The organism is Neisseria sp. HMSC075C10, from assembly GCF_001815615.1.
In the GTDB taxonomy this organism is placed as follows: Bacteria; Pseudomonadota; Gammaproteobacteria; order Burkholderiales; family Neisseriaceae; genus Neisseria; species Neisseria subflava_A.
Genome location: NZ_KV821239.1, coordinates 1 through 8,475, shown reverse-complemented (window position 1 = coordinate 8,475; position 8,475 = coordinate 1). Strand labels below are relative to the sequence as shown.

Genomic DNA, 8,475 nt, shown 5'->3' with positions numbered 1-8,475 from the left:
GACGCTCTACCAACTGAGCTAATCACCCGATAAGCTGACATTAAATCAAAAAATCAGGCTACGCGCAAGGTTTTTATTTAAATAAAAATATATCCCATTGAAAGAATATAGAATATTTTATTTAACCGCAAAAATTACCGTTATACCTATCCATCAATCAAAAATCAAATGCCCCAATTTGTCCGCTTTAGTATGCAGATAACGTTCATTTTCCACATTTTCGCCGACATGCAATGCAATCCGTTCGACCACATTAATGCCGGAATCTTTCAATGTTTGGATTTTTTCAGGATTATTGGTCAACAACTTGACCTCGCGAATATGCAGATAATCATAAATCTGCTTGGCCAAAGTAAAGTCGCGCGCATCAACAGGAAGGCCGAGCGCTACATTGGCCTCAACCGTATCCAAACCTTGATCTTGCAGACGATAAGCACGGATTTTGTTTATCAAACCAATGCCCCTGCCTTCTTGGCGCAAATATACGATAACGCCACGCCCTTCTTTCTGAACGGCCTGCATCGCTGCTTGAAGCTGAGGGCCGCAATCACATTTCACTGAAAATAAAGCATCGCCGGTCAAGCACTCGGAATGAATACGCGACAACACCGGCAGGCCGTCTGAAACATCGCCCATCGTCAATGCGACATGCTCCTGACCGCCCTCTTCTTCAAAGCCGTGCATGGTAAATTCGCCCCATTCCGTAGGCAAACGGCATGACGCGACAAACTTCAACGCGTTACTCATTTTCCGCTTCCTCGTTTTCAGCCACGCCCAACAGATTTTTCAAAGAATCCGACAGGGCCAAAGCAAGGGCAATCCAAGCCACCAATACTTCATCAGGCGCACCGTCTTTGACATCAAACTCGGCATGCACCACACCTAAAACCGCACCGCTGGGCATACAGACAGGAACAGAAATCTGACTCAAACCGGGATGATTGCGTTCGGTCGACAATTCACCAATTTCCTGCCAATACGCCACATTCTGACAAACATTCATCCAACCGCTTTGCGCCGTACGCACAGCCAAAAAAGCCTGTCCGGCCTGCTCGTCGATTGGAATCACATTTTCCAACGGCACGCCCCAACGGCTCAGTCGAACCAGCGACAACGCACCATCTTTTGGAAACGCTGTATAAACCGCTGCGCTTTTCAAATGCTCGGTGCGCTCGGCAACCGAATCCAAAGCCATAAAAATCTGTTTCAGCAACCATTCATGTTCGGCATCAACATAATCCGCCAACTGCCAACTGTCTTCAGACGGCCATAAAATCGAACGCTCAACCGAAGCATTGCCCATTTTAATCACAGCCTGGGCAGTCAAATAAGCAACATGTATATCATCCGCAGGCAACTTCAAACCTTGCGTCTGCAAAAAATCTTTAATCAATAAAGCAGGCATCTGCCCTTCCTCACCAATAGTAAAGTTGAGGCCGTCTGAAAACAAACCCTGCTTTCAGACGGCCGGAATAAACCATTATATAAGGGATAAACCGAAAAATTCAAGCAAACAAGACTTTGCGCTCCCATTAATCTTGTGTATAATCCACGGTTCAAATTAGTGCGGACGTGGCGAAATTGGTAGACGCACCAGATTTAGGTTCTGGCGCCGAGAGGTGTGAGAGTTCGAGTCTCTCCGTCCGCACCACACTCAAAATGAGCAGCTTTCGGGCTGCTTTTTTTTACATCTATTCCACTATATACCCTATTCAAAATCAAAACTGCTTTTAATTTTTTGACCTTTGCAAAAAAGGGGTTTATTTGGGGGTATAACAGACGTTTCCATTTTATCTTTCAGACGGCCTATCATTTATGTTGAATCCATCGCAAAAACTTGTCGAATTGGTCCGTATCCTTGAAGAACGTGCCTATATTTTTCCGGGAGATCCTGTGCAGGCGACGGAAGCGTTGCGACATATTGATTGCGGCAATGAGGAAAAACTGATACGCCGCGCTCAAATTATTGACCGCGACCAGCATTTGAAATATGTGCTGCAACAGGTGGAGACAGGCTCGTTTTGGCTTTGGATTGTTGCGGCAACATTGTTGTTTACGATCGGTTTTTCCAGTACTTATCTTTTGATGGACAATCAGGGGCTGAACTTTTTTCTGGTATTGGCCGGGATTTTGGGCATGAATACAGTCATGCTGCTGGTGTGGCTGGTGACTTTATTCCTGCGTTTGAAAAATGTGCACTTTATCAGCAGTCCGGCAACTTGGTTCCGAGGTAAAGACCCGGTCAATCAGGCAATTTTGCGGCTTTATATGGATGAATGGCGCAAACCGCAAACGCGTTGGCTGATTAGTGCAACTTCACACGGCCTGTGGCTATGCACGCTGTCGGGAATGTTGGTTTCTGTTTTGCTGCTGCTCTTGGTGCGTCAATATACGTTCAACTGGGAAAGTACGCTTTTAAGTAATACGGCATTGGTGAAAACGGTTGAGGCTTTATCATGGCTGCCGGAACGTTTGGGCTTTCCTGTTCCTGACAGTCAGGCCGTAATTGCAGGCCGTCTGAACAATCATATCGAAGATGCACGCGCTTGGGCAGGTTTACTCATAGGCAGCATTATCTGCTATGGCATTCTGCCGCGCTTGCTTGCTTGGCTGGCTTGTAAGATTACTTTAAAAACCCTTCGCGAACGTTTGGATTTGAATCAGCCCTACTATCAAAACATCCTCCGCACATGGCAAACGAAGATTGTTGATGCCGATGATTTTCAGGAAAACATCGTTCCCGTTTCATCTAAAATTACGCTGAATAATGCGCCTAAATGGGCTGTTACACTGGAAACGGAATGGCCTGAGCCGCTTTGGTTTTCCGGCGTTTTGGCGCAAGAATGGATAGACAAAGGCGTGGCCGCCGGCAGAAAAGATTTGGAACAATTGGAAGCCGAATTGAAACAAACTCCGGCGCAACTTCTCATCGGCGTACGCACGCAAACTGTTCCCGATCGCGGCATTTTGCGTCAAATCAGCCGCTTGGCTGAAGCTACGGACGGCGGCGTTATCATTCAACTTTTGAATCAAGACAGTTTCTCTGAAGATTTGGATACCAAACTGGATTATTGGCGCGATGCGCTGGCAGAAAGAAACATTGCCTGGCTGGAACCGACCCGTTTGGCACAAGAAAAACGGCAAAGCGCTATTTGACAGATAAACCGAAGGCCGTCTGAAAAGTTTTCAGACGACCTTTTATCGCAACTTGGAAGCTTGTTTTTAATATTGTCTTGCTGTCTTGATGATATAACCAATTTAAATTTAATCATTTCTTGACTATCCGTTATGTTTTCATTTTTTAATATAACTTAAAAAATAATTTCAAAAAAAACTACTACATACTTGCACTGTCAATACAACAGCAAACGGATGAAAACGCTTGCTATTTTTCACCCCATTTTTCATTTTGGAGTGCTAATATGCAAACACTAAACATGGATGATTTACAACAAGTTTCCGGCGGTTTTAATTTCAGTCGAAGCGCGGTTTCAGGAACCGGCCGCTGGGTTGGTCGTGGCGCAGGTGCTTTTGCCGGCGGCTTTACCGGAATGGCGTTAGGCGCGATTGCGGGACCGGGCGGGATGGCTGTTGGAGGTGCCGTTGGGGCGCGCGTAGGCGGATATTTAGGAGGTAAATTAGGTTCGCTTGTCGCCAGAAGATCGTTTGGCTATTAAATTATTGCCGATCAAACTCCGTATCCCGAAAATATTTACGGGATACGGATTCTTTATCAACAATACTGAAGGATAACGGCATGAAAAATTTTTGGGAAAATTATAAGAAAAACTTGCAGTTGCTCGCAACTTTTGCCAAAAAATATTGGAAGGTCCTACTGGTCATCAGCTTCGCTGTAAACTTTATTGTCATCGGGGTGAACACTATCTTGAGTCTCTATGTGATCAATCCGAAATATTTTTTAGGGGAAGAATATTTCCTTTCAGAAATTATCGAAAGCCTCGTCGCAGTAAGCTTGATGATATGGACATTCCTGAAATATATTCAGTACAAACAGAAAGATGCTTCTTCGAAAGATTCTTCTTCAAATTAAATACGGAACAATCCCAAACTTTATAAGAAGGATAAGGGCATGAAAAATTTTTGGGAAAATTATAAGAAAAACCTGAAGTTGCTCGCAAGTTTCAGCAAACAATACTGGAAGGCATTGCTGATTATGTGCTTTGCGGCCAGCTTTACTGTTTTCCTTGCGAACTTGATTTTAAGCCTTATCATCAATCCGAAGTATTTCTTTGGAGTAGACCGTTTTCTTCCCGACTGGGTCGAAGTGTTAATTATGTGTACCCTGGTTGAACTGATGTTCTTGAAATACATAAAATCCAAAAAGAAAAAATCGCTTCCAGAATAGGTACAAACAGATTAGCCCAACCTTGTCTTTTCAATGGGTTATATCTTTTTCCTGTCTGTCAAGATTTCTAAAACCAAGGTCGTCTGAAAAGCTTTCAGATGACCTTTTACTATGAATAATTCAAATAAAAAGCGCGAACCTTTCGATTCGCGCTTTTTTTCAGACGGCATCAATTATTTTTTGTCGTCTTTTACTTCTTCAAAGTCGGCATCTACGATGTCGTCGTCTTTCTTAGCGGAAGACTCGGCTTGTGCGCCCCCGCCTGCTTGTGCTTCTGCTTGCGCTTGAGCGTAAACCATTTCGCCCAATTTTTGGCTGGCTGCACCCAAAGCTTCGGCTTTGGCGTCGATGGCGGCTTTATCATCGCCTTTCACGGCTTCTTCGGCTTCTTTCAACGCGGCTTCGATTTTTTCTTTCTCGGCAGCGTCGAGTTTGTCGCCATAGTCAGTCAGAGATTTTTTCACAGAGTGAATCAGGGCTTCGGCTTGGTTGCGGGAAGCGACCAATTCAGTCAGTTTTTTATCTTCTTCAGCGTTGGCTTCGGCATCTTTTACCATGCGTTCGATTTCTTCTTCGCTCAAACCTGAAGAACCTTGGATGGTAATGTTGGCCGCTTTGCCGGTGCCTTTGTCTTTGGCAGAAACGTGCAAGATACCGTTGGCATCGATGTCGAAAGTAACTTCAATTTGTGGCATACCGCGTGGTGCAGGTGCGATGTCGCCCAAGTTGAACTGACCCAAAGATTTGTTGGCAGAAGCGCGTTCGCGTTCGCCTTGCAGTACGTGGATGGTTACTGCGCTTTGGTTGTCTTCGGCAGTTGAGAACACTTGAGACGCTTTAGTCGGAATAGTAGTGTTCTTTTGAATCAGCTTGGTCATCACGCCGCCCATGGTTTCGATACCCAAAGACAGAGGAGTTACGTCCAGCAGCAATACGTCGCTACGGCCGCCGCTCAATACTTCGCCTTGAATCGCTGCACCTACGGCAACAGCTTCATCAGGGTTCACGTCTTTACGAGGCTCTTTACCGAAGAAGGCTTTAACGGCTTCTTGTACTTTCGGCATACGGCTTTGACCACCAACCAAAATCACGTCGTCGATATCGCTGGTGCTCAAGCCGGCATCTTTCAATGCGATTTTGCAAGGCTCGATAGAACGTTGGATCAAATCTTCAACCAGGCTTTCAAATTTGGCACGGGTAATTTTCATGGCCAAGTGTTTAGGACCGGTTGCATCCATAGTGATGTATGGCAGGTTGATTTCAGTTTGCTGACCGCTGGACAATTCGATTTTGGCTTTTTCAGCAGCTTCTTTCAGACGTTGCAGAGCCATTACGTCTTGTTTCAAATCAATGCCTTGTTCTTTTTTGAACTCGTCAATGATGTAGTCGATCAAGCGTTGGTCGAAGTCTTCACCGCCCAAGAAAGTATCGCCGTTGGTAGCTAATACTTCGAATTGTTTGTCGCCGTCGAGGTTGGCGATTTCGATGATGGAAATATCGAAAGTACCGCCACCCAAGTCATATACGGCTACTTTGCGGTCTTTGTTGTCGCCTTTGTCCATACCGAATGCCAAAGCGGCAGCGGTCGGCTCGTTGATGATACGTTTTACTTCCAAACCTGCGATGCGGCCTGCGTCTTTGGTGGCTTGACGTTGGCTGTCGTTGAAGTAGGCCGGAACGGTAATCACGGCTTCAGTGACTTTCTCGCCCAAGTAAGCTTCAGCGGCTTCTTTCATTTTACGCAAAACTTCTGCGGAAATTTGAGGAGGAGACAGCTCTTTGCCTTGTGCTTTCACCCATGCATCGCCGTTGTTGGCTTTGATAATTTCGAAAGGCATAGATTCGATGTCGCGTTGAACTTCTTTGTCTTCAAATTTGTGGCCGATCAAACGTTTGGCGGCGTAAATAGTGTTTTTAGCGTTGGTTACCGCTTGGCGTTTGGCAGGCGCGCCAACGAGGATTTCGCCGCCGTCCAAATAAGCGATAACGGAAGGAGTGGTGCGTGCGCCTTCTGCGTTTTCGATCACTTTGGTTTGACCGTTTTCAGAAATGGCCAAACAAGAGTTGGTTGTACCTAAGTCAATACCGATTACTTTTGCCATATTATGTTGCTCCTAATAAATAAACTTTTCTAAATTAATAATCCTGTGGAACATTTCGTTCCGATGGCTTGTAAATAAGGTTGCTTCATTTTTTTTCAAGGCTTAATTTGAATTTTTTTTTAAATTAAATTCAAGTACTTGATTTATTTATCCACAAGCCGTTTATTCTTTTCTCAGACGGCCGGTTTTAATTTTCTGATTCCGGTTTATCGGAATGATTTTCCAATAGCGGAATATCGGGTTTTGAAACCGGATAAGGCCGTCTGAAGATTTTATGCTTGATAAACTTTATCAAGCGGTGCCTTCAATCTTCTTTTTTCGCCACGACAACCATCGCAGGACGCAGCACGCGGTCGGCCAATGTATAGCCTTTTTTCATCACGCTGACGATGGTATTCGGCTCTTGCTCGCTGACGACTGCCTGCATCGCTTGATGTTGGTGCGGATCGAGTTTGTCGCCCGGCTGCGGGTTGATTTCTTTAATGTGTGTGGCATCAAATGCTTTTTGCAGCTCGTTCAAAGTCATTTGCACACCCATTTTCAGCGCATCGAAATTGCCGCTTTGGTCCAGCAGCGCCATTTCGAGATAATCTTTAACCGGCAACATTTCTGCTGCAAATTTTTGTCCGGCGAATTTATGGGTATCGGCGATTTCCTGCTGATGGCGGCGGCGCAGGTTTTGCTCGTTTGCCAAACCGCGCAGCTCACTGTCTTTGAGTTGACCTTCCAACTCGGTGACACGCGCCTGCAGATCTTCGTAAGTCGGTTCTGCTTGTTTGGTTTCAACGGTTTCGGCAGTTTCTACGGCTGCCGCTTCTTCTGCTTCGTGTTGATGTTGTTCGTTATGCTCCGTCATTTCTGACATCCTTTTAGCGTGTTGATATTCGATATTTCATATATAAGGCCGTCTGAAAAAACTTCAAGCATTTGAACGTCGATTATCAAATGCCTTGTTAAAAGACGTTGGAAAACGGTAAGATAGCCATCTGATTTTATTCTTCAGACGGCCTCAAACATGAAAAAAGACCATTTGAATTCAACCGATTTTAATCTGTGGCACACCATCCGCGAAGAAACCGAAGCGGCCGCCGCGGCCGAGCCGATGCTGGCAAGCTTCCTGCACCAAACCGTGTTACGCCACGATTCGCTCGATTCGGTACTTGCCTACCATCTTTCCAGCAAGCTCGGCAGCCCGATTATGGATGTGCGTGCGCTGTTTGAAATTTATCAACAAGCTTTGAGCGTGGACACCCGTATCAGCAAATGCGTCGAGGCCGACTTGAAAGCCATTTATGAGCGCGACCCAGCTTGTGACGAATATTCGCTGCCGCTGTTGTATTTCAAAGGTTTCCACGCCGTACAGGCGCACCGTATCAACCACTGGCTCTATCAAAACGGCCGTAAAACGCTGGCGTATTTCCTGCAAAACCGCATGTCGGAAGTCTTCGGTGTTGACATTCACCCTGCCGCCCGTTTCGGTCACGGTTTGATGCTCGACCATGCCACCGGTTTTGTCGCCGGCGAAACCGCCGTCTTGGGCAACAATATTTCCATCCTCCACGGCGTAACGCTGGGCGGTTCGGGCAAAGAAAGCGGCGACCGCCACCCGAAAATCGGCAATGGCGTGATGATTGGTGCGAATGCCTCAATTTTGGGCAACATCCGCATTGGCGAAAATGCCAAAATCGGCGCAGGCAGCGTGGTGGTTGCCGACGTACCGTCTTCGATTACCGTTGTCGGCGTACCGGCCAAACCGGTCGGCCGCTCTTCCAAAACTCCGTCTGCCGATATGGATCAAAACATTCAATTATCGACTACGGATTTTGTGATTTAAGCAATCTGCCATTAAAAAAGGCCGTCTGAAAGATTTGTTCTTTCAGACGGCCTTTTATGATTTAAATCTTGGTGTTAACCGCGTTTGCGCAAGACTTCCAAGTGCGTTTTAACCTGCTTGACTTTCTCTTCGGTAAACAGCTTGAGACCTTTGCAAAAAAGCCCTTCCCCAAC

General features: G+C 46.0%; 9 protein-coding genes and 1 tRNA gene. 6 read left to right on the top strand and 4 right to left on the bottom strand.

Translation table 11 applies throughout. The features are described from left to right. Positions 1–153: 153 nt before the first annotated feature. Entirely contained in the window at positions 154–747 is a 594-nt protein-coding gene (gene ribA, locus HMPREF3047_RS01310; protein ID WP_063068903.1) for a GTP cyclohydrolase II, read from the bottom strand. Next, entirely contained in the window at positions 740–1,405 is a 666-nt protein-coding gene (locus HMPREF3047_RS01305) for a hypothetical protein (protein WP_070711975.1), read from the bottom strand. Before HMPREF3047_RS01305 ends, ribA begins: the two co-directional genes overlap by 8 nt. A gap of 161 nt (positions 1,406–1,566) precedes the next feature. On the opposite strand from HMPREF3047_RS01305, the gene HMPREF3047_RS01300 reads away from it, so the two are divergent. The 5 genes from HMPREF3047_RS01300 (at position 1,567) to HMPREF3047_RS01280 (ending at position 4,366) form a co-directional block, all read left to right on the top strand. Beyond that, positions 1,567–1,651: transfer RNA gene (locus HMPREF3047_RS01300), tRNA-Leu, on the top strand. A gap of 164 nt (positions 1,652–1,815) precedes the next feature. Next, on the top strand, positions 1,816–3,156 hold the full coding sequence (locus tag HMPREF3047_RS01295) for a DUF2868 domain-containing protein (protein ID WP_070583847.1): 1,341 nt from the start codon (positions 1,816–1,818) through the stop codon (positions 3,154–3,156). A gap of 266 nt (positions 3,157–3,422) precedes the next feature. Then, positions 3,423–3,677 (top strand): Blp family class II bacteriocin, encoded by a 255-nt coding sequence (locus HMPREF3047_RS01290; protein WP_070711974.1) that lies wholly within the window; start codon positions 3,423–3,425, stop codon positions 3,675–3,677. 80 nt (positions 3,678–3,757) lie between these two features. Beyond that, the gene (locus HMPREF3047_RS01285) at positions 3,758–4,051 is read left to right on the top strand and encodes a hypothetical protein (RefSeq protein WP_070583845.1); all 294 of its coding nucleotides are present in this window, start codon (positions 3,758–3,760) and stop codon (positions 4,049–4,051) included. Between the two features lie 39 nt (positions 4,052–4,090). Beyond that, positions 4,091–4,366 carry a hypothetical protein gene (locus HMPREF3047_RS01280; RefSeq protein ID WP_070646718.1) on the top strand — a complete coding sequence of 92 codons (276 nt, stop codon included), beginning with the start codon at positions 4,091–4,093 and terminating at the stop codon, positions 4,364–4,366. 173 nt (positions 4,367–4,539) lie between these two features. Here HMPREF3047_RS01280 and dnaK read toward each other — a convergent pair whose 3' ends face one another. Beyond that, positions 4,540–6,468, bottom strand: a complete 1,929-nt coding sequence (gene dnaK / locus HMPREF3047_RS01275; protein ID WP_070711973.1) for a molecular chaperone DnaK — start codon at positions 6,466–6,468, stop codon at positions 4,540–4,542. 304 nt (positions 6,469–6,772) lie between these two features. Then, positions 6,773–7,333, bottom strand: a complete 561-nt coding sequence (gene grpE, locus HMPREF3047_RS01270; RefSeq protein WP_070711972.1) for a nucleotide exchange factor GrpE — start codon at positions 7,331–7,333, stop codon at positions 6,773–6,775. 150 nt (positions 7,334–7,483) lie between these two features. On the opposite strand from grpE, the gene cysE reads away from it, so the two are divergent. After that, positions 7,484–8,302 carry a serine O-acetyltransferase gene (gene cysE, locus HMPREF3047_RS01265; RefSeq protein WP_070592110.1) on the top strand — a complete coding sequence of 273 codons (819 nt, stop codon included), beginning with the start codon at positions 7,484–7,486 and terminating at the stop codon, positions 8,300–8,302. Positions 8,303–8,475: the final 173 nt, after the last annotated feature.